The 24492-nt window shown below is 74.2% G+C and carries 23 protein-coding genes; 13 read left to right on the top strand and 10 right to left on the bottom strand.

The window, feature by feature from the left end; translation table 11 throughout:
• Positions 1-16: 16 nt before the first annotated feature.
• Positions 17-1084, bottom strand: a complete 1068-nt coding sequence (locus Q0967_RS02165; protein WP_298748896.1) for an acyltransferase — start codon at positions 1082-1084, stop codon at positions 17-19.
• 44 nt (positions 1085-1128) lie between these two features.
• Between Q0967_RS02165 and Q0967_RS02160 the strand changes: the two genes are divergently transcribed.
• Positions 1129-2883, top strand: coding sequence for a glycosyltransferase (locus Q0967_RS02160; protein WP_298748895.1), 1755 nt, complete (start codon positions 1129-1131; stop codon positions 2881-2883).
• Positions 2880-5429: a hypothetical protein gene (locus tag Q0967_RS02155; RefSeq protein WP_298748894.1), complete on the top strand. Its 2550-nt coding sequence runs from the start codon at positions 2880-2882 to the stop codon at positions 5427-5429. The genes Q0967_RS02160 and Q0967_RS02155 overlap by 4 nt, the downstream gene beginning before the upstream one ends.
• Here the strand turns inward: Q0967_RS02155 and Q0967_RS02150 are convergent.
• The 3 genes from Q0967_RS02150 to msrA all read right to left on the bottom strand — a co-directional run bounded on the left by Q0967_RS02150 (position 5422) and on the right by msrA (position 7923).
• Positions 5422-6309 (bottom strand): glycosyltransferase family 2 protein, encoded by an 888-nt coding sequence (locus Q0967_RS02150; RefSeq protein ID WP_298748893.1) that lies wholly within the window; start codon positions 6307-6309, stop codon positions 5422-5424. The two genes, Q0967_RS02155 and Q0967_RS02150, sit on opposite strands and share 8 nt — an antisense overlap.
• Positions 6306-7154, bottom strand: coding sequence for a CDP-alcohol phosphatidyltransferase family protein (locus Q0967_RS02145; RefSeq protein WP_298748891.1), 849 nt, complete (start codon positions 7152-7154; stop codon positions 6306-6308). The genes Q0967_RS02150 and Q0967_RS02145 overlap by 4 nt, the downstream gene beginning before the upstream one ends.
• Positions 7155-7251: 97 nt before the next feature.
• A complete protein-coding gene (gene msrA / locus Q0967_RS02140; protein ID WP_298748890.1) occupies positions 7252-7923 on the bottom strand; it encodes a peptide-methionine (S)-S-oxide reductase MsrA in 672 nt (223 codons plus the stop codon).
• A 226-nt stretch (positions 7924-8149) separates the two neighbouring features.
• On the opposite strand from msrA, the gene greA reads away from it, so the two are divergent.
• Positions 8150-8641 (top strand): transcription elongation factor GreA, encoded by a 492-nt coding sequence (gene greA / locus Q0967_RS02135; protein ID WP_298748889.1) that lies wholly within the window; start codon positions 8150-8152, stop codon positions 8639-8641.
• A 39-nt stretch (positions 8642-8680) separates the two neighbouring features.
• On the opposite strand, the gene Q0967_RS02130 is transcribed toward greA, so the two are convergent.
• Positions 8681-9151: a DUF4307 domain-containing protein gene (locus tag Q0967_RS02130; protein ID WP_298748888.1), complete on the bottom strand. Its 471-nt coding sequence runs from the start codon at positions 9149-9151 to the stop codon at positions 8681-8683.
• A 128-nt stretch (positions 9152-9279) separates the two neighbouring features.
• Here Q0967_RS02130 and mca point away from each other — a divergent pair, with 128 nt between their 5' ends.
• Both mca and Q0967_RS02120 read left to right on the top strand, forming a co-directional pair.
• Complete coding sequence (mca, locus tag Q0967_RS02125) at positions 9280-10341, top strand: mycothiol conjugate amidase Mca (protein WP_298748887.1); 1062 nt, start codon at positions 9280-9282, stop codon at positions 10339-10341.
• On the top strand, positions 10338-10589 hold the full coding sequence (locus tag Q0967_RS02120) for a hypothetical protein (protein WP_298748886.1): 252 nt from the start codon (positions 10338-10340) through the stop codon (positions 10587-10589). The genes mca and Q0967_RS02120 overlap by 4 nt, the downstream gene beginning before the upstream one ends.
• Before the next feature lie 49 nt (positions 10590-10638).
• On the opposite strand, the gene Q0967_RS02115 is transcribed toward Q0967_RS02120, so the two are convergent.
• On the bottom strand, positions 10639-11340 hold the full coding sequence (locus Q0967_RS02115; RefSeq protein WP_298748885.1) for a hemolysin III family protein: 702 nt from the start codon (positions 11338-11340) through the stop codon (positions 10639-10641).
• A 117-nt stretch (positions 11341-11457) separates the two neighbouring features.
• Here Q0967_RS02115 and Q0967_RS02110 point away from each other — a divergent pair, with 117 nt between their 5' ends.
• From Q0967_RS02110 to Q0967_RS02095, 4 genes are all read left to right on the top strand, one after another.
• Complete coding sequence (locus Q0967_RS02110; RefSeq protein ID WP_298748884.1) at positions 11458-12222, top strand: isoprenyl transferase; 765 nt, start codon at positions 11458-11460, stop codon at positions 12220-12222.
• A gap of 218 nt (positions 12223-12440) precedes the next feature.
• On the top strand, positions 12441-13814 hold the full coding sequence (locus Q0967_RS02105; protein ID WP_298748883.1) for a PhoH family protein: 1374 nt from the start codon (positions 12441-12443) through the stop codon (positions 13812-13814).
• A 231-nt stretch (positions 13815-14045) separates the two neighbouring features.
• Positions 14046-14996, top strand: coding sequence for a lytic transglycosylase domain-containing protein (locus Q0967_RS02100; protein WP_298748881.1), 951 nt, complete (start codon positions 14046-14048; stop codon positions 14994-14996).
• 83 nt (positions 14997-15079) lie between these two features.
• Complete coding sequence (locus Q0967_RS02095) at positions 15080-15889, top strand: DUF1206 domain-containing protein (RefSeq protein ID WP_298748880.1); 810 nt, start codon at positions 15080-15082, stop codon at positions 15887-15889.
• Positions 15890-15902: 13 nt separating this feature from the next.
• Here Q0967_RS02095 and Q0967_RS02090 read toward each other — a convergent pair whose 3' ends face one another.
• The 3 genes from Q0967_RS02090 to coaA all read right to left on the bottom strand — a co-directional run bounded on the left by Q0967_RS02090 (position 15903) and on the right by coaA (position 19284).
• Positions 15903-16967 (bottom strand): cell wall-binding repeat-containing protein, encoded by a 1065-nt coding sequence (locus Q0967_RS02090; protein WP_298748879.1) that lies wholly within the window; start codon positions 16965-16967, stop codon positions 15903-15905.
• A gap of 119 nt (positions 16968-17086) precedes the next feature.
• Entirely contained in the window at positions 17087-18331 is a 1245-nt protein-coding gene (locus Q0967_RS02085; RefSeq protein ID WP_298748878.1) for an MFS transporter, read from the bottom strand.
• Positions 18328-19284: a type I pantothenate kinase gene (gene coaA / locus Q0967_RS02080; RefSeq protein ID WP_298748877.1), complete on the bottom strand. Its 957-nt coding sequence runs from the start codon at positions 19282-19284 to the stop codon at positions 18328-18330. The genes Q0967_RS02085 and coaA overlap by 4 nt, the downstream gene beginning before the upstream one ends.
• A gap of 86 nt (positions 19285-19370) precedes the next feature.
• Here coaA and glmS point away from each other — a divergent pair, with 86 nt between their 5' ends.
• Genes glmS through Q0967_RS02065 form a run of 3 tightly spaced genes read left to right on the top strand, consistent with a single transcriptional unit; the run spans position 19371 to position 23151 of the window.
• A complete protein-coding gene (gene glmS, locus Q0967_RS02075; protein ID WP_298748876.1) occupies positions 19371-21230 on the top strand; it encodes a glutamine--fructose-6-phosphate transaminase (isomerizing) in 1860 nt (619 codons plus the stop codon).
• A gap of 42 nt (positions 21231-21272) precedes the next feature.
• A complete protein-coding gene (locus Q0967_RS02070) occupies positions 21273-21650 on the top strand; it encodes a holo-ACP synthase (RefSeq protein ID WP_298748875.1) in 378 nt (125 codons plus the stop codon).
• A gap of 1 nt (position 21651) precedes the next feature.
• On the top strand, positions 21652-23151 hold the full coding sequence (locus Q0967_RS02065) for a bifunctional ADP-dependent NAD(P)H-hydrate dehydratase/NAD(P)H-hydrate epimerase (RefSeq protein ID WP_298748873.1): 1500 nt from the start codon (positions 21652-21654) through the stop codon (positions 23149-23151).
• Here Q0967_RS02065 and Q0967_RS02060 read toward each other — a convergent pair.
• Positions 23148-23615 (bottom strand): Fur family transcriptional regulator, encoded by a 468-nt coding sequence (locus Q0967_RS02060; RefSeq protein ID WP_298748872.1) that lies wholly within the window; start codon positions 23613-23615, stop codon positions 23148-23150. The two genes, Q0967_RS02065 and Q0967_RS02060, sit on opposite strands and share 4 nt — an antisense overlap.
• A 60-nt stretch (positions 23616-23675) precedes the next feature.
• Here Q0967_RS02060 and Q0967_RS02055 point away from each other — a divergent pair, with 60 nt between their 5' ends.
• A complete protein-coding gene (locus tag Q0967_RS02055) occupies positions 23676-24134 on the top strand; it encodes a VOC family protein (RefSeq protein ID WP_298748871.1) in 459 nt (152 codons plus the stop codon).
• Positions 24135-24492: the final 358 nt, after the last annotated feature.

Genomic DNA, 24492 nt, shown 5'->3' with positions numbered 1-24492 from the left:
AGCCCCTGCCAGGGGCTCAGCGTGTCGACAGCGAGCTCTGGACGGCGCGGCGCATCGGCCCGTGGAGGGGCCGTTCGACGAGTCGGTGGATGGCCCAGGCCAGCAGGAGCGACAGCGAGGTCGCCAGCGCCAGGACGAGGTGGCTGTCGACGCGACCGCCGAGGGTGTCGATGACGAAGAACCCGAACTGGCCGTGCACGAGGTAGAGGGGGTAGGTGAGGGCGCCGGCCGTGGTGAGCCAGGCCCAGTCCAGCCGGGCCAGCGGACCGGTCGAGCACGCGTGGACGAGGGCGAACAGGAGGACGACCAGCAGGGCGACGACGGCCTCCGAGGCCGGTGCGTCGCTGTGCCGGGGCGCGACCGTCTCGGCGTACCGGGTGGCCTGGTGGACGGCCAGGACGACGTTGAGACCTATCCCGAGGAGGACCAGCAGGTCCGGGCCCTCGCGGTGCAGCAGGTAGAGCAGCATCCCGCCGGCGAAGTAGGGCGCCCAGCTGGTGATGAGCAGGGACTCGAGCAGAGCGGTGTCGGTCGCCCGCGCGAGCTGCGCCAGGACCGGCCAGAGCAGGGCGAAGGCGAGGGCCCGGTGGCGGGTCACCTCGCCCAGGGCGAGGAGGACGCCGATGAGCAGGTAGAACTTCAGCTCGACCCACAGGGTCCAGAAGGCGCCCTGGACGTTGGTGATGCCCCAGGCCTCCTGCAGCATGGTCAGGTTGACCAGCGCCTCGACCGGGTCGACGCGCCGCCCTCCGTCCCAGAGGGCCTGCAGCGCCACCGTGAGCAGGACCGCCGCCCAGTAGGCCGGGTACAGGCGGGAGATGCGGGAGGCCACGAAGGCGGGGAGGCTGCGGCCGTAGGCCGTCATGAGGATGACGAAGCCGGAGATGACGAAGAACAGCTCGACGCCGAGGTACCCGTAGCGGGTGAGCAGGCTGAGCTGGGGGAACTCCTGCGTGGCGGCGTGGCCCCAGAACTCCTGGTCGATGGCGGTGTAGTGGTAGGCGAGGACCGCCAGCGCCGCGAGCAGGCGCAGCCCGTCGAGCGCGGCCAGTCGTGGCCGGGCGGGCTCGTGGCTCGCGGGCATGGTCAGGTCCCTCGCTGGGTGCGCGGGTGAGAGGATCGGTGGTCATGATAGGCAGGGTGACCCGCGCCGCGCGCCGGGCGATCGGCACCGCACGCGAGCGGACGCACGACGCGACGGGCGCCGACCCGGGGGAGGCCGCCGGTGCCGGACCGGCGCAGGAGACGACGGTCGAGGACGGGCCGCAGGGCGGAGAGCCGCTGCGGGTCCGGCACGACCCCCTGCCCCAGCCGGCTCCGGCCCCCGACGTGCTGCACGTGGTCGCCGTCGAGGGGATCCCCGTCGAGTACGGCGGGCGCACCGCCTCGATCCTCGCCAAGTGCCGCCACCTCTACGACGTGGCGGGCGTGCACTCGGTGGTGCTCGTCCGCAACCACTCGCCCTTCCTCCCGCGTGCCGTGGCCTCGATGCGCCGCCGCGGCCACCTCTCGGACGGGGTGCAGGTGATGAGCGTCCTGGACGCCCTCCCCGACGCCAGCGACCCAGGGGCCGCCGACGACCGGGCGGGCCTCACCGGCGAGGAGCTCCTCGCGCAGGGATGGACCGACGTGGGCGCCACGAGCTCGGTCTACTCGTGCTTCGAGGAGGGCCGGCTGGTGGCCAGGCGGCGGTATGCGCAAGGGCGGCTGCTGCTGGAGGACCACTTCGACGAGGTCCGGGTGCGGGTGCGCCGCGACGAGTTCGCCGAGGACGGCCGTCTGGTCCGGTCCACGTTCGGTGACGACGGCCCCGGTCAGCGCAGGCAGCACGTGGCCTACCGGCGGGACGGGCGGCCCCTGTTCGCGCACGTCCTGCGGCAGCCCGAGACCGGCAAGGGCTGGGCCGCCGACCTCGCGGTCACCACCTTCGACGAGGCGGGCGTCCCCGAGGGCGAGCACGAGTCGTTCGCGCCGCTGCTGCACCGCGCCCTCGACGCGATCACGGCGGGCCGCCCCACCATCCTGTCCGTCGAGGCTCGCATCCTGGACCGGGAGCTGGACGGCTACGACCGGCCGCACGTGGCGCGGTGCGCGGTCCTGCACAGCTCGCACCTCGCGGCGCCGGGCGACGACGTGAGCCGGCTGCGGCCGAGCTTCGCGCGGGTGCTGCGGAGCACGCGGCCGGACCCGGTGGTCTTCCTCACCGAGCGCCAGCGCGCCGAGGCCGAGGCATACCTGGGGGAGCAGGCGCGCTTCCGGGTGATCCCGCACGCGGCACCGACCCCGGACCATGGCCGGGCGCCCGACCGGGACCCCGACCTGGTCGTCATGGTGGGTCGGCTCAGTGACGTCAAGCAGACGGGCCACGGGGTGAAGGCCTTCGCCAAGGTGCTCAGGAAGCACCCGCGGGCCCGGCTGGAGATCTACGGGGACGGCGAGCTGCGGCCCCGGCTGCAGGAGCTGATCGACCGTCGCGGACTGAGCGGCTCGGTGCGCCTCATGGGCTTCACCACCGACCCGCAGGAGGTCTTCCGACGAGCGAGCCTCTGTCTGCTGACCAGCAAGTACGAGGGGGCCCCCATGGTCCTGGGCGAGGCGATGGTCAACGGGTGCCCGGTCGTCAGCTACGACATCCGGTACGGTCCCTCGGACATGATCACCGACGGGGTGAACGGCTTCCTCGTCGCCCCCGGTGACGTCGGCGCGGTCGCCGAGGCTACGCTCCGGGTGCTGCAGGACCCCGGGCTGGCGCACCGGCTGAGCGCCGGGTGCGTCCAGGTCGCCGAGCAGTACGGCCGAGAGGCCTTCGTCACCAGGTGGGTCCACCTCTTCCGGGAGCTGTCCACGGAGCTGTCCACGAGTCGTCAGGAGGCCGTGTCATGAGCAGGCCGCGCCCACTGTCCTCCGCCCGTCGTGTCCTGCGCCGGGTGGTCCGCCGGAGGGGCCCCGCCCCGCGCACGCCCGGGCGCCCGGGCGGACCGGTGGTGACCGACGGCCCCGGCCGGGGTCCGGCCCGCACGCCCGTCCCGGCGGCGCCTCCTGCGCGACCGGACCACGCCCCGGCGGTGGAGGCCAGGCTCGGCAGCCGGGGCCCCACCCTCAGCGAGCGCGTGGTGACCTCCGTCCGTCAGCTGCTGGGCGAGGCGCGCGTCGGGGAGGCCGTGGCGACGGGGTATGCCCTCCTGGCCGACCCGGTCGGCAGGCCGCTCGGGCACCTCGTGCTCGGGATCGCCCGCCGGTCCGTCTCGGACGCCGAGATCGCGTGGCAGGACCTCAGCCAGGTCGGGCAGGCGGAGCTGGCCGCCCTCGCTGCGGAGGACTGGTTCGTCCCTGCCTTCGAGTTCGACCCGCAGGTCGCGGGCGACATGCTCCGCCGGGTCCTGGACGAGCAGCGCCACCGGGAGTGGACCGGCACCCAGCTGCTCCTCGTCGCCCGGGCCGCCTTCGCCGCGCAGGACGGGGAGGCCGTCCGTGCGGTCGTGGCGTCGGTGACGGCCGGGGAGACCCCCCACGTGGCGGCGAGCCGTCGCCACGAGCTGCTCGACCTGCTGGAGTGGCTCCCGGGCGGGCGGTACCGCGCCGCGACCCCGACGCTGGAGTCCACGGTCCGGATCGGGCTGATGAACTACCGGGCCCCCGGGCCGGGGTCCCGCAACGTCGGGGACTGGATCCAGACCCTGGCCTCCACCGGCCACCTGGTCCGCCACGCGAACCTCTCCTACGTCGCCGACGACCCCGAGCTGCTGCGCCTCGTGCAGGACCTGGCCGCCGGGGTGCGCTCGGAGCGCGTGCTGCACGACACCCCCCGTGCGACGGTCCAGGTCGTCGAGGTGCACCGGGACGGCATGGCGCTCCAGGACCTCCCGCAGCCGACGTGGGTGCCGACCTTCGGCTGGTTCCTCCACCCCGTCACCGGGCAGGACCACCTCTTCCCGTTCGCGGACGCCGTCCGCCCGATCTTCATCTCCTTCCACGTCAACAAGCCGGACATGCTCACGCCGGCCGCGATCGACTACCTCCGCCGCTACGGACCGGTGGGGTGCCGCGACTGGCAGACCGTGGCGCTGCTGCAGGCCGTGGACGTCCCGGCGTTCTTCTCCGGGTGCATGACCACGACGGTCGACACCGTGGTGCCGCCGGGGCCCGCCGAGGACCGCACGGAGGTCGCCCACATCGACGTCCCGGGCGGCTCGGACGACGCGGTCGTCGAGCAGTCGATCACGGGCCTGCGCAGCCTCAGCTTCGCGCAGAACCTGGAGCTGGCGCGGCAGTGGGTCGACGACTACGCGAGGCGCTACCACACCGTGCGGACCTCCAGGCTGCACTCCAACCTGCCGTCCCGGTCGGTGGGGTGCACGGTCGAGTTCACGCCGAAGAACCGGTCCGACGTGCGCTTCGGTGGTCTCATCGACATCGACGACGAGGCGTTCGAGGCCATCCGTCGCGGCATCCTGGACAAGCTGGCGGCGATGATGGGGCTCGTCCTGGCCGGAGCGCACGAGGACGAGGTCTACGCGCGGTGGCAGGAGGTCTGCGCCGCCGACGTGGAGGTGGCCCGTACGACCCTCGGTGCGATGCACCTCGACCTCGCCGAGCCCGTCCCGGTCCCTGGGTGGCCGGGTGCGGCGCAGCACGTGGTGGTGGTGGACCTGGGGCCGGGCGAGGCTGCGCACCTCCCCGGTCTGCTCCGGGCGCTGGCCGACCGGCTGCCCCCCGCCTCGTGCATCCTGGTGTCGGGCGACGAGACGCTCCAGGCCGGTCCGCTGCCCGAGGTCGGGGTGCCGGTGACCCTGGTGAACCGGACCACCGCAGAGCTCGCAGAGCTCGGGGAGCACGGCGCGCGCCTGCGTGACAGCACGATGCGCCGGGAGGTGCTGCTGGCCCTGGCGGTGCAGAGCGCGCCGGACGCCCGTCGCGTGGTGGTGCTGCCCGCCGCGGTGCTGCTGCCGGACGACCTGTCGGCGCTGTTCGACGTCGACCTCGGCGGGATGCCCGTCGCGGCTCCGGCGGACCCGCGACGCGGGCGTCGACAGCTGGCCGGACTGATCCGGTCGCTCAGCTCGAGGCAGGGCGACGACGCGGCCGGCGCCCTCGAGCTGGTCGCCGCCGCGTCCCGCGACGCGGACGTGCTCCGGGTGCCCTTCGACCCGGTGGTCCTCGTCGCGGACCCCGCCGCCCTGCGCGCCGCCGGCCTGGAGCGGGTCGTCCCCCTCATGCTGCGCTACGGCGCGACCTTCCGGGAGGCCCTCAACATCGTCCTCGGCGGCCGCTGGACCGTGCTGTCGACCCGGTGGGCGACCGCGGCACACCTGCAGACGCCGTCGGCGGACGCCGAGGTGGTCACCTACCGGGTCGGCGCACGGCCGTGGTCGGACCTGGTGACAGCGCGCCAGGAGGCCTGGCACGCGCAGCAGCCCACGGTCAGATGACGAGGAAGCGGCCGTGGCGCGCCATCCGCGCCACGTCCCGCCAGCGCAGCCGCGAGCGGTCCTCGCCGGGCTCGAACGGGTCCTGGCGCCACCCGTCCCACCAGCCCGTCCACCACGACTGCAGGCCGTCCCGCTGGGTCGTCCAGCGCACGAGCTGGATGCCCGTCCAGCTGGTGACGTAGGCCAGGGCCAGCGGACCGGGGAGGTTCCGACGGGCCAGCCAGACCCGGTTGCGGGCGTTCTTGTAGAAGTAGTCGGAGTGGCGGCGCGGGTCGATGACCGGGTGACCCGTGCGCAGCGAGGGGACGTAGCGCACCGTGTAGCCCGCCGCCCACACCCGCCAGGCCAGCTCGATGCCCTCGTGGGCGTAGAAGAAGATGCCGGGCCAGCCCCCCGTCGCCTCGAAGGCCTCGCGGCGCATGGCGACGGTCATCTCCACGACGCTGAAGACGTCGGCCTCGGTATGCCGCTGCCGTGCCCCGAGGCGAGGGATCCACCGACCCGGCAGGGGAGCCTCGCCGGCGTCCGGGTCCTCGATGAGCGGCTGGACGAGCCCCACCTCGGGATGCTCCTCGAGGTAGCGGGCCGTCCGCAGCAGCACGTCGTCGTCGATGAGCCAGGCGTCGTCGTCGAGGAAGAAGAGGACGTCGCCCTCGACGTGCGGGACACCGGCGTTGCGCCCGGCCGGGATCCCGACGTTGGTGGGCAGCGCCACCGTCTTGACGTGGTCGGGCAGGCCCGAGGGGTTCCACGCGTTGCCCACCACCACCACGTCCAGCTCGACCCCGCGCTGGCGCAGGAGCGAGTCCAGACCCCGCCGCAGCTCCTGCGGGCGACGGCCCTGGGTGAGGACCACGACGCCGAACCGGGGGGTGCTCACGAGCCCTCCCGGCGAAGCCGCCCCGAGGCGAGGATGGCGCTCGCGTGCCCCACCGTCACCGGCACGACGAGGACGGCCATGGCCACGACCTGGACCCGGGCGGCGGCCAGCTCCTCGCCCAGCAGCGCGCCCACGAGGGCCACCACGACCGTGACGAGGGTCATCTCGATGGAGTGGAACATCCGGTGCACGGGCAGCAGGCGGGCCGTCCGGCGCAGGGTCCCGAGGACCGTGCGTGGCGGCACGGCGCGCGCGGCCGCGGTGTCCGGGAGCGGCCCGAGCCTGACGGCGGCCCGGGAGGCGTGCACCATCTCGTTGAGCGCCTTGTTGAGGACGAGGAAGGTGGCGAGGACGGCCCCGGCGAAGGCATACCCGAACCACTGGGCCGGGTCCTGCTCCGCGCCGCCCACGAGGCCCGCGGCCCGCCACCCGAGGGCGAGCGCGATGGCGGCCTCGACCGTGTAGTGCCCCACCTTGTCGAGGAAGATGCCGACCGGGCCGGACAGCCCCTTCCACCGGGCGACCTCCCCGTCCGAGCAGTCGAGCAGCATCTGCAGCTGCGCCAGCAGCGCGCCGAGCACCGCCCCCGGCAGGCCGGGGACGAGCAGCGCTCCCGCGGCTGCCCAGCCGGCCACCATCATGAGGGCGGTGACGCCGTTCGCCGAGAGCGGGGTGGGGATGAGGGCCCGGGTCAGGTGCGGCGAGAGCCGCCGCAGGTAGAGGTCACCCGTCCAGTGCTCGGCGTTCCCGCGGGCCAGGACCTCCGGCGGCTGCGCGACGGCCCGCACCTGGGCGAGGGTGGGCCTGGGGGGCCGCAGGCCGTCACCGGCCGACGGGTCAGCCATGGACCAACTCCCTCGCTCGACCGGCAGTCCGACCCGCTGGAGTCTAGACGGTGGACGCCGGATGTCCGAGGGGGAAACGTGCGGGGAGCCCCCGGCCTCAGTCGGGCGGGGCGATCGAGGTCTGCGCCGGGAGCTGGTCCTGCGACACGAGACCGACCGGGCAGGTGTAGCCGTTGGGCCCGTGGTTGCAGTACCCGCCCGGGTTCTTGTGGAGGTACTGCTGGTGCGCCTCCTCGGCGTAGTAGAACGGGCCGGCCTCCGCCGCGGGGAGCAGCTCGGTGACGATCGGCCCGTGCCCGGCCCGCGCCAGGACCTCGCCGAAGGCCGCGGCCGTGGCCCGCGCCGCCTCCTCCTGCTCGGCGGTGGTCCAGTAGATCGCCGAGCGGTACTGGGTCCCGATGTCGTTGCCCTGGCGGTCCGCGGTCGTCGGGTCGTGGTTCTCCCAGAACGCCTTGAGCAGCTGCTCGGGATCGGTGCGGGCACGGTCGTAGGCGACCAGGACGGACTCCGTGTGGCCCGTGCGCCCCGTGCACACCTCGCGGTAGGTGGGGTTCGGCGTGCTGCCCCCCTGGTAGCCGGCTGCCGTCGTCACGACCCCGGGCAGCTGCCAGAAGATGCGCTCGGCACCCCAGAAGCACCCCATGGCCACGGTCATCACCTCGGTGCCCTCCGGCCACGGTCCGTGCATCGAGGACCCGAGGACGACATGGCGCTCCGGGATGTCCGGCAGGGGGGTGGGGCGTCCGGGCAGGCTGCTCTCGCGATGCATCCTTCGAGTGTCGCACCCGCCCCCCAGCCGTGCCAGCGCAGGCCGCGCGGGTCGACTCCTGGGATGCTGCGGGCTAGACTGGTGCGTCGATCCACGGTCCGGGCCCTTCGGTGGCCCGGACCTTGTGTTTGGGCGGCGGTGCGTCACCGCACCCGTCCGGACGCACGATCGCCGGGCGCGGTCGGGCCTGCCGCCCGACCACGCGAGACGACACGAGGAGAAAGCAGTGACCGACACCGCAGCAGCCAGCTACCTGACGCAGGAGGCGTACGACCGCCTCGACGCCGAGCTGACCCAGCTCAAGGAGGAGGGGCGCTCGGAGATCAGCAAGCGCATCGAGGCCGCGCGCGAGGAGGGCGACCTCAAGGAGAACGGCGGCTACCACGCCGCCAAGGAGGAGCAGGGCAAGATGGAGGCCCGCATCCGCCAGCTCGAGCACCTGCTGCAGAACGCCGTGGTCGGATCCGCTCCGACCGAGGCGGGCGTCGTGCAGCCCGGGACCGTGGTCACGGTCGAGATGTTCGGCGACACCGAGACCTTCCTGCTCGGCTCCCGCGAGATCCTCGGGGACGACAGCGCCCTCGACGTCTACAGCGAGCAGTCGCCGCTGGGGGCGGCCCTGCTGGGCGCCAGGACCGGTGACACGGTCAGCTACGAGGCCCCCAACGGCAAGACCATCGAGGTCAAGATCGTGGAGGCCGCGCCCTACCAGGCCTGAGGCCCCTCCGGCCCAGGAGGGCCCGACCGGGGTCGCGGCTCAGCGTTCGCGCGGCGCCTCGTCGGCGTACCAGCACTGGTCGACGTAGCCGGTGATCGCCGGGGACGCCGTCGCGACGCTCTCGACATGGCGGCTGGGCGACGCCGACGACCCGGCGACCCGCACCTGTGTGCGTCCGACGACGACGTGCGCGGCCGACTGGGCCTCGAGGGTGCAGACGGCCTCCCGGGCGGGGTCGCGCCGCAGGTCGAAGCGCACGTCGACCCGGCCGTCGGTGACGACGTCGAAGCCGGTGTTCACCCAGTGCACCCGGCCCCGTGTCGCCCCGAGCCCCCAGACGACCGCCACGAGGCTCATGGCCACCACGGCGATGAGCCCCACCGTCCACCACCGTCGGTCGCGCGGCGCCGAGCGCTGCGCGGCCTCGGCCTGCTCCTCCACGAGGTCCCAGTCCACGTCGTCGGCGCCACCGGCCCGCGGCTCGGGCGGCTCAGGACTGCGGGCGGTCACGTGCGGCTGCCTTCCCGGGTGGTGAGAGGATGAGACGGTGCCGATCGGCGGCACGACCACCATTGTCCGTCACCCCGGGGTCGACCGTGACGTCGGCCCTGGACTGACCTGACGCGGAAAGGACCGCCATGCCCACGAGCGGATCGGGCCTGCGCCTCATGGCCGTGCACGCCCACCCCGACGACGAGTCGAGCAAGGGCGCCGCCACGGTGGCCCACTACGTCTCGCAGGGGGTCGACGTGCGCGTGGTCTCGTGCACGGGCGGCGAGCGGGGGGACGTCCTGAACGAGAAGCTCAAGGACGACCCGCACATCGTGCGGGACATCAGCCAGGTGCGCCGGGACGAGATGGCCCGCGCCGCTCAGATCCTCGGGGTCAGCCACACCTGGCTCGGCTTCGTCGACAGCGGTCTTCCCGAGGGGGACCCCCTGCCGCCGCTGCCGGAGGGCTGCTTCGCCCTGGAGCCGCTCGAGGTGACGACCGAGGCGCTGGTGCGCGTCATCCGGGAGTTCCGCCCGCACGTCCTCACGACGTACGACGAGAACGGCGGTTACCCCCACCCCGACCACATCATGACCCACACCGTGACCATGGCGGCCTTCGAGGCGGCCGGCGACCCCGAGGCGTACCCGCACGCGGGGCAGCCCTGGCAGCCCCTCAAGGTCTACTACAGCGGCTGGGACCCGCAGCGCATGATCCGCCTGGACGAGGCGATGGTCGAGGCCGGCCACGAGCCCCCCTTCGCGGACTGGCGCAAGCACCTGGGCAGCCGGCCGCGGCGCGTCCTCACCACGCGGGTGCCGTGCGGCGAGCAGTTCTCGGTGCGCGACGACGCCCTGCGCGCGCACGCGACGCAGGTGGACCCCGACGGGCCGTGGTTCCGGGTGCCCCTGGAGATCCAGCAGCGGGTCTGGCCCACGGAGGACTACGAGCTCGCGCGCTCCCTGGTGGCCGTCGAGCTCCCCGAGGAGGACCTCTTCGGCGGTCTGCGCGACCGCCCGGTCGCCGAGGTGGACGGGCTGTGCCTCCAGGTGCACGACCGCGACCCGGACGGCTCCCTGACGCTGGTGCACCGCGGCGACCCGCCGCTGCCGCCGCTGGACGAGGTGCCCGGCGACGACGACATCGACGGCGACGCGGACGGTGACGGGGTGGACGACGTGCGCCGTGAGGAGGGGCACGAGCAGTGAACGAGACCGGCGTCCAGATCACGGCGGGGCTGGGGGGCTTCCTCGTCCTCTTCGGCCTGTGCCTGGCCCTGTGGTTCCTCGGGCGCGACCTCACGCGCCGGCTGCGCCGGATGCGCCGCGCGGAGGACGTCCGGCTGCAGCAGGAGCATGAGGCCCGGCGCCCGGCGGAGCAGGACGGCGCCCCCACCGAGCGCCACGAGGGCGGGCAGCCCGACGGGGCGCGCGCCGACGAGGACCCGATCGGCTGACCTCGGCTCCCGTGGTGGCCGCCGGCCGCGGCACCGGGCGCCTGGAGGCTCAGGACGCGGGGGCGAGGGCGGTGAGGCTGAGGTAGGCCGCCGTCCAGTGCGCGGCGAAGGCCGCGACGGTGAAGGCGTGGAACACCTCGTGGAAGCCGAACCACCTGGGCGAGGGGTCCGGCCGGCGCAGCCCGTAGACGACGGCACCCAGGGTGTAGCACAGGCCACCGAGGGCGATGAGGGCGACGACGAGCGGGCCGCCGCTGCGCCACATGGGGACGAGGTAGAAGACGGCCACCCACCCCAGCGCGATGTAGACGCCGGTGTAGAGCCAGCGTGGGGCGCCGAGCCAGAACACCCGGAAGAGCACCCCGGCGATCGCGCCGGACCACACCACCCACAGCAGGACCCGTCCCTGCGCGGGGGGCAGCAGCACCACCGCGAAGGGGGTGTAGGTGCCCGCGATGATGAGGAAGATGTTGGCGTGGTCCCAGCGCTTGAGGATCTGCGCCGTGCGGGGGCTCCAGCGTCCGCGGTGGTAGAGCGCGGAGGTCCCGAACAGCAGGACCCCGGTGATCGCGAAGACGAGCGCGGCCGCCCCGGCGGCGGGCGTCGGCGCCACGGCGACGAGCACCGCGCCGGCGGCCAGCGCGACCGGGACCATCCCCAGGTGCAGCCACCCGCGCAGGTGCGGCTTGACGTGGTCGACGACCGAGCCCAGCGGGCCGGTGGCGGGGCTCCGGGTCGGGGGGGAGGACATGCGCCCAGGCTAACCTACGCAACCGTAGGTTACGAAACCGTAGGTTGCGGGGCGGGCCCCCGTCCGACCCTCGGCCGGGTGCAGACGGTGCTCAGGGGCTGCGGGTAGGTTGGGCGCATGCCGACGCCGAGGGACCTGGTCTACCGGGCCTACAACTCCTCGCTGCGCCGGCACCTGCCCAGCGAGCGGCTCCCGCGGCACATCGGGGTGATGCTGGACGGCAACCGGCGGTGGGCGAGGCTCCGGGGCGCCGAGACCGCCGACGGCCACCGCGCGGGTGCCGAGAACATCGCCCCCTTCCTCGGGTGGTGCGAGGAGGCCGGGGTCGAGGTGGTCACGCTCTGGCTGCTGTCCACGGACAACCTCAACCGACCGACCCAGGAGCTGGGGCCGCTGCTCGCCATCATCGAGGGGGTCGTAGAGCAGCTCGCCCTGACGGGCCGCTGGCCGGTCCGGGTGGTCGGCGCTCTGGACCTCCTGCCCGCCGCGACCGCGGACCGGCTGACCGGGGCCGCCCGGAGCACCGGGGCGGTGGACGGGATGCTCGTCAACGTGGCGATCGGCTACGGGGGCCGGCGCGAGATCGCCGACGCCGTGCGGTCGCTGCTGCGGGACGCGGCGGAGTCCGGCACCACCCTGGAGGAGCTCGCCGACACGGTGACCGTCGAGGACATCGCCGGCCACCTCTACACCCGTGGCCTGCCGGACCCCGACCTGGTGATCCGCACGTCCGGCGAGCAGCGGCTCGGCGGTTTCCTGCTGTGGCAGAGCGCGCACAGCGAGTTCTACTTCTGCGAGGCCTTCTGGCCCGACTTCCGCAAGGTCGACTTCCTCCGGGCGCTGCGCGCCTACGCCGAGCGCGAGCGGCGCTTCGGCGGCTGAGCGACACGCCGCGCGCACGTGCGCCCGCCGGGCGGGGCGCGGCATACCGTCGGAGCAGACGCGGGGCACTCCCGCCCCGCCTCTCGGGAGGCCCACCACATGGAGCTCTGGCTCAGGCGGAGGGCCGGTTCCGGCCCACGCCGTGGCGTGGCCCGGTCCCGGACCGCCCATCGCCGCCGACGCGCTGCCGACCGGCGCGCGTCGCCGAAGGAGCCCGCATGAGCCAGCGCCCCGGCACGCCCACCGTCGACGTCCTCGACACCAACGTCACCCCCTTCGACGCCCTGCCCGAGGTGGGTCGCAAGACCTACGTCCTCGACACCTCGGTGCTGCTGTCCGACCCGCGCGCGCTGCTGCGCTTCGCCGAGCACGAGGTCGTGGTCCCGGTGGTGGTCATCACCGAGCTGGAGGGCAAGCGGCACCACCCGGAGCTGGGCTACTTCGCCCGGCAGGCGCTGCGCATGCTCGACGACCTCCGGGTGGCCCACGGCACCCTGAGCGAGGCGGTGCCGGTCGGGCAGGCCGGGGGGAGCCTGCGGGTCGAGCTCAACCACACCGACCCCGCGGCCCTGCCGGCCGGCTTCCGGTTGGGGGACAACGACTCGCGCATCCTCGCCGTGGCGGCCAACCTGTCCGCCGAGGGGCAGGACGTCACCGTGGTGAGCAAGGACCTGCCGATGCGGGTGAAGGCCTCGGCCGTCGGGCTGGACGCCCAGGAGTACCGCGCGGAGCTGGCCGTCGACAGCGGGTGGACCGGCATGGCCGAGATCGAGGTCGACGACGAGCAGATGCGCCAGCTCTACGACGGCGGCCGGCTGCAGCACCCCGAGGCGGCGGACCTGCGCATCCACACCGGCCTGACGATCCTGGGGGCCTCGGGCAGCGCCCTCGGCCGCGTCACCCCGGACCGTTCGGTCAAGCTGGTGCGCGGCGACCGTGACGCCTTCGGGCTGCACGGACGGTCCGCGGAGCAGCGCATCGCGCTGGACCTGCTGCTCGACCCCGACGTGGGCATCATCAGCCTCGGCGGCCGCGCCGGCACGGGCAAGAGCGCCCTGGCCCTGTGCGCCGGGCTCGAGGCGGTGATGGAGCGTCGCCAGCACCGGAAGGTCATCGTCTTCCGCCCGCTCTACGCCGTGGGGGGGCAGGAGCTGGGCTACCTCCCCGGCAGCGAGAACGACAAGATGGGGCCCTGGGCGCAGGCGGTGTTCGACACCCTGGGGGCCGTGGTCTCCAAGGAGGTGGTGGAGGAGATCCTCGACCGCGACATGCTCGAGGTGCTCCCGCTCACCCACATCCGTGGCCGGTCCCTGCACGACGCGTTCGTCATCGTGGACGAGGCGCAGAGCCTGGAGCGCAACGTCCTGCTCACGGTCCTGTCCCGCATCGGCCAAAGCTCCCGGGTCGTCCTCACCCACGACGTGGCGCAGCGCGACAACCTGCGCGTCGGTCGGCACGACGGGGTGGCCGCCGTGATCGAGGCGCTCAAGGGTCACCCGCTCTTCGCCCACATCACGCTGCACCGCAGCGAGCGCAGCCCGATCGCCGCCCTGGTGACCGAGATGCTGGAGGGGCCGGACGCGCTCCTGTGACGCACGCGGCGTAGCGTAGTCACCACGGCAGTCACACCGGCCACAGGCCGGTGTGACCTTCGCCACGTCTGCGCACCAGGGTTTGACGCGACCCCCTCGAACCGGCACGGTAGAGGGGTACATCACGTTTTGGTAACGCCGTCCGGCCCCCGATCGTCCATGATCCCTCTGCCGGGCCCCCTGCATCCCTGCGACAGCGACGGCGCCAACCCGACCGAGGAAGTTGTGCCCATGCCCCATGCCCCCCTGACCGACGACCAGCAGGCCCGCGACAAGCGCGGCCGACGGATGAGCCCGGCGGCCATCGCCGTCACCGCATCCATCGCCGCCGGTTCGCTCGGCCTGGCGACCTACGCCGCCACGGCCGGCGCCGGCACCTCGCAGTCCGCGGACTCGCAGGAGACGCTGCGCGCGTCGGTCGGGCAGTTCTCGCCGACGGTCGCCGCGGACGCGGTCGCCGCGCTGAGCGACACCGCGGCGGAGGAGTCCACCGGCATGTTCGCGCAGATGAAGCAGATGCGCGAGGACCAGGCGGCCGCCCTCGGGGTGTCCACCGGCGTGCGTGACGAGAGCCTGCAGACGGTCCAGGACCAGGCCGAGCGCATCTCGCAGGAGCGGGCCGAGGAGAAGCGCGCCGCGGCGGAGAAGGCCGCCCGCGAGGCCGCCGAGAAGGCCGCCGCGGAGCAGGCTGCCGCCGAGGCCGCGGCCGCCGAACAGGCCGCCGCCGAGGCCGCGGCCGCCGAGCGGGCCGCCGCCGAGCGCGCCGAGCAGGAGCAGGCCGCCTCCCGTAGCCAGGAGCGTGCCGCCCAGCCCGAGCCGCAGGCGCAGGCGCAGCCCGAGCCGCAGCCGCAGCCGGAGCCGGAGCCCGCCCCGGTCTACAGCGGTGACGCCCGGGGCATCGCGCAGTCGATGCTCGGCAGCTACGGCTGGGGCATGGACCAGTGGGGCTGCCTGGACTCGCTGTGGCAGAAGGAGTCGGGCTGGAACCACACGGCCATGAACGCCAGCTCGGGTGCCTACGGCATCCCGCAGTCGCTGCCCGGCAGCAAGATGGCCACCGCCGGCGCCGACTGGCAGACCAACCCGGCGACCCAGATCGAGTGGGGCCTGGGCTACATCTCCGGCCGCTACGGCTCGCCGTGCGCCGCGTGGGCCCACTCCCAGGCCGTGAACTGGTACTGAGACCCGCAGGCTCGCCGGCCACCGGCACCTCCTGACAGCACCCCCGCTCGCGCCGCGACGGGGGTGCTGTCATGCTCGCCGGCGTGAGCAACGACATCGTGGACGAGGGTTCCCGCCGCGCGCGCCAGGTCGCGGACCATCCATGGCTGGAGACGCTCGCCCGGGTCGGCTTCGCGGCGAGCGGTCTCATCCACCTGGCGCTGGGGTGGATCGCCGGTCGGGTGGCCCTCGGTGGTGGCGGCGAGGCCGACACCAGTGGTGCCATGGCGACCGTGCGGGAGGCGCCGGCCGGGCCGGTGCTGCTGTGGTTCTGCGTGGTGGGCTTCCTCGCCCTGGCCCTCTTCCAGGTCCTCGAGGGGACGGTCGCGGGCGGTGAGCTCGGTGACCGGGTCAAGGCGGTCGGCAAGGGGGTCCTGTATGCCGTCCTCGGGGTGATCTCGGTGCGCTTCGCGACCGGGGGCGGCAGCTCGGGAGGCGGGGAGTCCAGCGCCGACCTGACCCAGCGCCTCATGGAGGTGCCCGGTGGTCGGCTGATCGTCGGGGCCGTCGCGCTCGGCGTCCTCGGGGTCGCGGGCTACCACGTCTACAAGGGTCTGAGCCAGAAGTTCCTGGAGGACCTCGCCGCCACCGGTGGCGGCAGCCTCGGGACGGGGGTGACGGTCGCCGGCACCGTGGGCTACACCGCCAAGGGCGTCGCGCTCCTCGTCGTCGGTGGGCTCTTCGGGCTCGCCGCGTGGCAGGCCGACCCGCAGGAGGCCCAGGGCATGGACGACGCGCTCAAGACGCTCGCCCAGCAGCCCCTGGGCACCGCGCTGCTGCTGGCCGTCGCCGTCGGGCTGGCGCTCTACGGGGTCTACAGCCTCGCCCGCGCCCGCTACGCCCGGATGGACTGAGCCGAGCCCCGCGTCACGGACCGAGCAGGGCCCGGACGTCGGTGAGGACGGCGTCGTCGAGGGCCGTGGGTCCGCCCACGAGGTGCACGCTCGTCGGCCCGGCGTCGAGCAGGGCCTGCTCGGTGACCGGGGGCACCTCATACCGTCGCGAGAGCAGCAGCGGGGCCTGCTGGGTCGCCGCCAGCGCCGAGACCGAGAGCGAGTCGGCGAAGCCCTCTCCCGAGGCGAGGTAGGCCGGCACCCCGGTCCCCTGCCCCTCGAAGAGCGCGGCGGCCGTCTCGTACCTCGTGCTGCCCTTGATGCGGGTGACGGGGGCGATCGCCTCGAGCTCGAGGGCCACGCGTCGGGAGACGCCGTTCTCACCGCCCACGATCGTGATGGAGCCGGGGGCGAGGGCCTCCAGCACCGCGCGGGTCTCCAGCGGCAGCTCGCCGTGCCGGGTGAGGAGCACGGGGGCGCCCTCCGCACCGGCCCGCGCCGACGCGGCCAGGGCGTCGGGCATCATCGGCGGGACGGGGGGCTTGTGGAAGATCGCCTCGCCCGAGGCGACGAAGACGGTGTCGACACCCGGCCCGAAGGTCGCGGCCAGGACGGCCGCGGTGCCGTAGCGGTTGCGCCCGAAGGCGCGCACCGGCTGGATCCCCATCTCGAGGAGCTCCTCGTCGACGGTCGGGAGGATGACGGCGGGTCCGCCGAGGATGACCGCCTGCGTCGGGGCCAGCTCCTGCAGGGCTGCCCGGGTGGCCTCGGGGATGCCGATGCCCCGCACGAGCAGGACGGGGGCCGGTCCGCTCGGACCACCCGAGACGAGGTCGGGGAAGACGCCGCTGGCCGCGGTGGCCCCGGCCGCCACGGCGTCGGCCCCCTGGGCGTAGTCCTGCCCGTTGGCCAGGAAGACCGTGTCCGTGCCCTGGGCGAGCTGCGCGGCGATGAGCGCGGCGGTGGCGAACCGGTCACCCCCCGCGAGCCGGTCCACCACGACGGCGTCCTCCGGGTCGGGGGCCGCGACCGCCGGGGTGGCGCCCAGCAGGGCCACCAGGGACAGTGCGAGCAGGGCGCGACGGTGCGCAGCAGGCATGAGGGGCTCTCCTCTCGGCGGAGGGCCGCTCGTCGTCCCCCCGCGGCGGATCGTAGCCGACCACGCGGCATACCCGCTCGATCCGACGACCACCCGTCGTGGGACCCGGGTCCGCGAGGTCAGGCGGGTGCGTCGCCGACCCGGGCGCCCCGGAACGGGGACAGGATCGCGACGACCGCGGCGCCGAGGAAGACGAGGGCCGCCAGGGCGAGCGCACCGCGGTGGCCGAGTCCGGCGGCGAGCAGGCCTCCCAGCAGCGCCCCGGCGACGGCGACCGACCGGTTCACCGTGCGCCGCGAGGCGTTCACCCGCCCGAGGAGCTCGCGGGGCGTCAGGGCCTGCCAGTAGCCCATCTCGTTGGGGTCCTCGAGCCCCATCGCGAACCCGTAGAGGGCCTGCGCCGCGCCCAGCACCACGAGTGCGGCGACCGCACCGCGGTCCCCCGGGGTGAGCAGCGCGAGGACCCAGGCCAGGGTGCAGAGCAGCCGCCCCACGATCATCGCGTCACCCTCGCCGATCCGGGCGCCGACCGCCGGGGCGAGGAGGGCCCCGGCGAGGCCACCGACCCCCGCCGCGGCCAGCACGAAGCCGTAGCCGACGGCGCCGAGGTCCAGGGCCCGCAGGGCGAACAGCCCGAGCACGGTGACCGCGACGCTGTTGGCCAGGAACCACAGGTGGGTCGAGACCGCGAGCGGGGCCAGGGTGCGGTGGCCGTAGACGAAGCGCAGGCCGGTGCGGATCTCCCGCCCGATCGCGCGGCGTGGTGCCGGCTCCGGCGGGGACTCCAGGAGGGGGATGCGGCCGACGATCACGCCCGCGGCCACCCTGGCCGCACCGCCGAGGAGCAGGGCCGACCCGGCGCCGAGCGCGGCGACCAGCGCACCCGCCGCCGGTGGACCGGCCGACTGCGCGACGGTCATGGACTGGCCGAGCCGGGCGTTGGCGAGGACCAGGGCGTGGTGGGGCACGAGGTCGGGCAGCACGGACTGCTCCGCGGCGGCACCGAAGACGGCGAAGGTCCCGGCCACCAGGACGAGGGCGACCACGCGCCATACCGTCAGGACGTCCAGCCACCACAGGAGCGCGAGCAGCAGCAGGACCGCACCCTGGGCGAGGTGCGCGACGACCAGGGTCGGTCGGCGCCTCCAGCGGTCCACCAGCGCACCGGCGAGGAGCCCCACCAGCAGGTAGGGGGCGAACTGCGCCGCCCGGACCACGCCCACCTCGACCTCGTCGGCGCCCAGGTCGCGGATCACCAGGACGTCGAGACCCAGGGTGGCGGTCGACAGGGCGACGAACCCGAGGGTACTGGCGGTCCAGAAGCCGGCGAAACCGGTGGGTCGGGGCTCGCGCGCGGAGGTCACAGACGACGCAGCCGGACCCGGTCGACGCTGTGGTCGGCCCCCTTGAGCAGCACCAGCCTGGCCCTGCTGCGGGTCGGCAGGATGTTGTCGACGAGGTTGGGGGCGTTGATGGTGTCCCAGATGTTCTCGGCGATGTCCACGGCCGCGTCGTCGGAGAGCGTGGCGTACCGGTGGAAGTGGGAGTCGGGGTCGGCGAAGGCGGTCCGGCGCAGCTCGAGGAAGCGCTCGACGTACCACCGCTTGATGTCCCCGGCGTGCGCGTCGACGTAGACCGAGAAGTCGAAGAAGTCGCTCACGGCCAGGCCGGCCCGGCCGTTGTCGTGCGAGCGCGGCGGCTGCAGGACGTTGAGCCCCTCCACGATGAGGACGTCCGGGCGCCGGACGACGGTCCGCTCACCCGGCACGATGTCGTAGACGAGGTGGCTGTAGACCGGCGCGGTCACCTCGGCCTTCCCGGCCTTGACCTCGCTGACGAAGCGCAGCAGGGCCCGGCGGTCGTAGGACTCGGGGAAGCCCTTGCGTGGCATGAGGTTGCGGCGGGCCAGCACGTCGTTGGGGAAGAGGAACCCGTCGGTCGTCACCAGGTCGACCTGGGGCCGGGACTCCCACCGGGAGATGAGCTCCTGGAGGATGCGCGCCGTCGTGGACTTGCCCACGGCCACCGACCCCGCCACCCCGATGACGAAGGGGGTGCGCTCGTGGCCCTCGTCGAGGAAGTCGCTGGTGACCTGGTGCAGCCGCCCGGTGGCGCGCTCGTAGAAGGACAGCAGCCGGCTGATGGGCAGGTAGACCTGCTCGATCTCGGCCAGGTCCAGGCGCTCACCCAGGCCCCGCAGGCGCTCGACGTCGGCGGCGTCGAGCTGCATGGGATGCTCCTCGCGCAGCCGGGCCCAGTCGTCACGGTCGAGCTCCACGTAGGGGGAGGGGATGGCGCTGCTGCCCGGCGAACCCATGGGGGCATTCTGCCAAGGCGGACGGTATGACGTGCCGGAGCCCGGGGATGCCGGCTGCGGGGGCCGGGGCACGTAGGCTGGAGCCCATGTGCGGAATCGTCGGATACGTCGGGCCACGGACCAGCGAGAAGGCCCTCGGCGTGGTCATGGAGGGGCTCGGCAGGCTCGAGTACCGCGGCTACGACTCGGCGGGGGTGGCGGTCGTCGAGGACGACGGCGTGCAGACCCGCAAGCGGGCCGGCAAGCTGGCCAACCTCCAGCAGGCGCTGGCCGACGCGCCCCTGCCACCGACGGCCACCGCGATCGGGCACACCCGGTGGGCCACCCACGGCGGGCCCACCGACGCCAACGCGCACCCGCACCGAGGCGGTGCCGACGGCAAGCTCGCGCTGGTCCACAACGGCATCATCGAGAACTTCCACGCCCTCAAGAGCGGACTGCTCGAGGACGGGGTGAGCTTCACCTCCGAGACCGACACCGAGGTCGTGGCGCACCTGGTCGAGCGGTCCTTCGGCCGCACCGGCGACCTCACCGACGCGATGCGCGAGGTCGTCGGCACCCTGGAGGGTGCCTTCACCCTGCTGGCGGTGCACGCCGACCAGCCCGAGGTCGTCGTCGGCGCCCGGCGCAACAGCCCGCTCGTCGTCGGCCTGGGGGAGGGGGAGAACTACCTCGGCTCCGACGTCGCCGCCTTCATCGGGCACACCCGGCAGGCCCTGGAGCTCGGGCAGGACCAGATCGTCACCATCTCCCCGGACACCTACACGGTCATCAACTTCGACGGCTCGCCGAGCGACGGCAAGACCTACGAGGTCACCTGGGACGCCGCCGCCGCGGAGAAGGGCGGCTACGACACCTTCATGGAGAAGGAGATCCACGAGCAGCCGCGCGCCGTCGCCGACACCCTGCTGGGGCGCACCGACGCGAACGGCGACCTCGTGCTGGACGAGTTGCACATCCCGGTCGAGGACCTGCGGGCCGTGACCAAGATCGTCATCGTCGCGTGCGGCACGGCCTCCTACGCCGGGATGGTCGCGAAGTACGCCATCGAGCGGTGGACCCGCATCCCCGTCGAGGTCGAGCTCGCGCACGAGTTCCGCTACCGCGACCCGGTGGTCGACGAGCGGACGCTGGTGGTGTCGATCTCGCAGTCCGGCGAGACGATGGACACGCTCATGGCCGTCCGGCACGCCAAGGAGCTCGGCGCCCGGACCGTGTCGATCTGCAACACCCACGGCTCGACGATCCCGCGGGAGTCCGACGCCGTCCTCTACACCCACGCCGGCCCCGAGATCGCGGTCGCCTCGACGAAGGCATTCCTCGCCCAGATCACCGCGTCCTACATCCTCGGCCTCTACCTCAGCGCCCTGCGCGGGGAGTCCTACGGCCGCAGCGCCGCCGAGGTCATGGCCGAGCTGCAGGGCATCCCCGACCACATCGAGGCGCTGCTCGGGACGATGGACCGGGTCGAGGAGATCGCCCACTTCATGGCCGACTCCCGCTCGGTGCTCTTCCTCGGCCGCCACGTCGGCTACCCCGTCGCGATGGAGGGCGCGCTCAAGCTCAAGGAGCTGGCCTACATCCACGCCGAGGGCTTCGCCGCGGGCGAGCTCAAGCACGGTCCGATCGCGCTCATCGAGCCCGGCCAGCCGGTCTTCATCGTCGTCCCCTCCCCGGACAGCGAGCACGGGCTGCACGGCAAGGTGGTCTCCAACATCCAGGAGATCCGGGCCCGGGGGGCCCGCACCCTGGTCATCGCCGAGGAGGGGGACGAGGACGTCGTGCCCTTCGCCGACGAGGTCATCCGCGTCCCGCGCACCTCCCCGCTGCTGGCGCCGCTGCTGACGGTGGTCCCCCTGCAGGTCTTCGCGCTGCACCTGTCCACCGCCAAGGGCCTGGACGTCGACCAGCCGCGCAACCTCGCCAAGTCGGTCACGGTCGAGTAGGCCGGTGAGGGGCGTGCCGGTCCGCGCCGCGCGAGGTGCCCGGTGATCGTCGGCGTCGGGATCGACGTCGTCGACATCGCGCGCTTCTCCGCACGCATCGAGGCCAATCCCCGCCTGGGTGAGCGGCTCTTCACGGCCGACGAGCTCGGGCTGCGGGCGGAGTCCCTGGCCGCGCGCTTCGCGGCCAAGGAGGCGCTGGCCAAGGCGCTCGGTGCGCCGGTGGGGCTGCGGTGGACCGACGCCTGGGTCGAGCGCGACGGCAGCGGCCGACCCCACCTGCGCACCCAGGGCACGGTGCGCGAGCGCGCCGACCGGCTCGGCATCACCCACCTGCACGTCTCGCTCTCGCACGACGCCGGGGTCGCCTCGGCCGTGGTCGTCGCCGAGGCCCACCCGTCCCCGCTCCCGGGAGGAGACTGACATGCTCCGGGCGTATGCCGTCCCTGACGTCCGCGCGGCCGAGGACGAGGTGCGCGCAGGGCTCGCGGACGGCGAGCTCATGCGGCGCGCCGCCCACGGTCTGGCCGAGGTGGTCGCGGCCCGCCACGAGGAGCGCGGCGCAGGGACGCTCGTGGTCCTCGCGGGTCCGGGCGACAACGGCGGCGACGCGCTGCACGCCGCGGCGCTGCTCGCCGGCGGCGGGGACCGGGACGTGCACGTGGTCGGCATCGCCGGGCAGCTGCACGCGGGTGGTCTGGAGGCGGCCCGGGCCGCCGGGCTGACCGTCCACGACGTCGACCCCGACGCGGCGCAGCTGCCCCGGACCGTGCACGAGCTGTTGTCCTCGGCCGCCCTGGTGGTGGACGGCCTGCTCGGCATCGGGGGTCGTGCCGGCCTGCGCGGAGCCATGCGGGCGGCCGCGGAGGCGGTGCCGGGGACGGCATACGTCGTCGCGGTGGACCTGCCCAGCGGCGCCGACCCGGACGGCGTCGTCGCGGCGGAGCACTGCGTGGTCGCCGACGAGACGGTGGCCCTCGGCATGCTGAAGCCGGTCCACCTGCTGCCGCCGACCGCCGCGGTGGTCGGCGCGGTGACCCTGGTCGACATCGGGGTCGTGGTGGGGGCGACGCCGGTGGTGGAGCGGCTCGAGGCCGCCGACGTCTCCGGCCTCTGGCCGGTCCCCGGCGCGGGCGACGACAAGTACCGCCGCGGCGTCCTGGGTGTCGTCGCGGGCAGCGCGGAGTACCCCGGCGCCGCCGTCCTGTGCACCACCGCGGCCCTGGAGACCGGGGTGGGGATGGTGCGCTACCTCGGGCCGGGGCGCGCGGAGGACCTCGTCCTCGCGGCGTGCCCGGAGGTGGTGCCCGGCGAGGGCCGGATCCAGGCGATGGTCGTGGGGCCGGGGGTGCCGCTGCGCGACGGGGAGACCTCGGACCGCCGCCAGGTCCAGTGGTTCCGGCAGGCGCTGGCCAGTGACGTGCCCCTCGTCGTCGACGCCGGGGCGCTGGAGCTGCTCGCGCACTGGCAGCGCACCGGGCACCTGCGCTGCGAGGCACCGACGCTGCTCACCCCGCACGCCGGGGAGCTGGCGACGTTGCTCACCGAGCTGGGTGGGCACCCCGTGGACCGGGAGCAGGTGGAGGCCGACCCCGTCCGCCACGCGCGGCGCGCGGCCCGGGCCACCGGTGCCGCCGTGCTCCTCAAGGGGGCCACCACGGTCGTCGCCGACCCCGACCCCACGGTGCCGGTCCGCACCCAGGCCGACGCACCGCCGTGGCTCGCGACCGCCGGCGCCGGTGACGTGCTGGCCGGGATCTGCGGCGCGCTGCTGGCCTCCGGGCTGCCGCCGCGCGAGGCCGGCTCCGTCGGAGCGCTCGTCCACGGGCTCGCGGCCGCCCACGCGAACCCCGGCGGGCCGGTGCGCGCCACGTCGGTCGCCGACGCGGTCGCCCCCGTCGTCGCGGCTCTGCTGCGGGACTAGCCCGGGACGCAGTCCGGGCAGGTGACCGACAGCGCCGTGTGCCCCAGGTGCGGCCGGTAGCCCCGCTCCGCGAGGTGCCGGTGCGCCGGCTCGAGGACCTCGGCCGGCAGGTCGAGCACCGCCCCGCAGCCGCGGCAGGCGGCGTGGGCGTGCTCGCGTCCGGTGCCGGTGACCCGCGCGGAGAAGTGGTAGCGCGGCGGGGCGTGGTCGAGGTGCACGTGGGTGAGGATGCCCGCGGCGCACAGGTGCTCCAGCGCCCGGTATGTCGTCGCCAGGTGTGTCGCCCCCCGCTCCTGGACGGCCGCGTGGACCTCGGCGACGTCCGGGTGGCCCGGCAGGTCAGCCATCGCCTCCAGTACGCGGCGGCGCGGACCCGTCAGCCGGTCCCCGCGCTCACGGAGCAGGGCGACGGCGGCGCACACGTCCCCGCGGGGCGCGGCCTGCGCGGGCTCGGGCGTCGGCATACCTCCAGTGTGCCTGATGCGGGCTGCCGCCCGGGTCGGCCACGTTGCTAGGTTGAGGTCATGGATCAGCGTGTGTCCCTCGTCACCCTGGGGGTGAGCGACCTCGAGCGCGCTCGCGCCTTCTACCAGGCCCTGGGCTGGGAGCCCGGTCCCTCGCCCGACCACATCACCTTTTTCCAGGCCGGCGGCATGGTCGTCGCGCTGTGGGAGCGGGCCGCCCTCGCGGTCGACTCCGGCATCGACGTCGACTCCGACACCGAGGACACGCCGGGCAGCGGCGACTCCTGGGGCGGCAAGGTCGTCGGGGTCAACCTGCCCACCACCGCCGACGTCGACGAGCAGATGAAGGACGCCGAGGCTGCGGGGGCCACGGTGCTGCGCCCCGCGAGCACCCGCTTCTGGGGTGGCTACTCCGGTGTCTTCACCGATCCCGACGGCCACGTGTGGGAGATCGCCCACAACCCCTTCTGGACCGTCACCGAGGACGGTCAGACCCTCCTCGGCGACGGCCGCGGCTGAGTCGCACCGCCCAGGACCGTGCGCGCCGGTGGCCCTCTGGGGGCCACGACCGCGCACGGCATACGCTGCGGGGCCCTCTCGGCTGGGGGCGGTCCCGAGGGCCACTGCTCAGCGGCTAGGGGGCTCACCGTTCGGCACCGTGCGCACCTTTGGCCCTCTGAGGGTCACGACAGCGCACGAGAGACCTATCGGCCGGCTTACCGCGCAGCACCGTGCGCACCTTTGGCCTTCTACGGGCCACGACCGCGCACGACCGACGCATCGGCTGGCTTACCGCCCAGCACCGTGCGCACTTTTGGCCCTCTGGGGGCCACGACCGCGCACGGCATACCCTGCGGGGGCCCTCTCGGCTGGGGGC

This window comes from uncultured Serinicoccus sp. (assembly GCF_947500995.1).
Classification (GTDB): Bacteria; Actinomycetota; Actinomycetes; order Actinomycetales; family Dermatophilaceae; genus Ornithinicoccus.
The sequence above is the reverse complement of the archived record's forward strand: the minus strand, read 5'-3'. Positions and strand labels throughout refer to the sequence as shown.